1 protein-coding gene is annotated in these 604 nt (G+C 68.0%); it reads right to left on the reverse strand.

Annotation, left to right across the window (positions count from 1 at the left end):
- On the reverse strand, nucleotides 1-604 hold a 604-nt coding region (tnpC, locus tag ACG00X_RS24045; RefSeq protein ID WP_394492354.1), incomplete at both ends, for an IS66 family transposase.

A 604-nucleotide genomic window follows, 5' to 3' on the forward strand; every position in this document is an offset into this window, starting at 1 on the left:
CGGCAGCAGCCCGCTTGCCCGCACGCAAGCTGCCGGCGAACAGCCAGTTCTGCCGCCCGAGCGCGATGGGCCTGATGCGGTTCTCCACCCAGTTGTTATCAATCGGCAAGTCGCCGTCGTCGAGGTAGCGCGTCAGTGCCACCCAGCGCTTGAGGCTGTAGTCGATGGCCCGAGCGGTGGCTGAGCCGTCAGGCACGCGCTGCCGTTGCTGTCGCAGCCACTGGTGGAGGGCGTCAGCCAGCGGTCGTGCTGTCTTGCGTGCCTCCAGCCGGTTCGCGCTGTCGGCATTGGCCGCGGCTCGCTCCACCTCGTAGAGCTGGCCGAAGAACTTCAGCGCCTGCTCGCCGACCTGGCTGCCGTGGTTGGCCCAGAGTTCATGGAACTTGCGCCGGGCGTGCGCCATGCAGCCAACCTCGGTGACGCCCAGCTCGAAGCAGGCCTTGTAGCCGGCGAAGTCGTCGCACACGAGCTTGCCCTGCCATGCCGGCTTTCCCGGCGTTCCGGGCAACCCGAGGAAGTCACGGGCGTGCTGGCCGCCACGGCTGTCGGCGAAGTCGAAGACGACCGCCTGCAGCGAGCTGGACTGCGTGCTGCAGTAGCTCCA

Origin of the sequence: Pelomonas nitida, assembly GCF_043555975.1 — a bacterium.
Taxonomy (GTDB): Bacteria; Pseudomonadota; Gammaproteobacteria; order Burkholderiales; family Burkholderiaceae_C; genus Pelomonas; species Pelomonas nitida.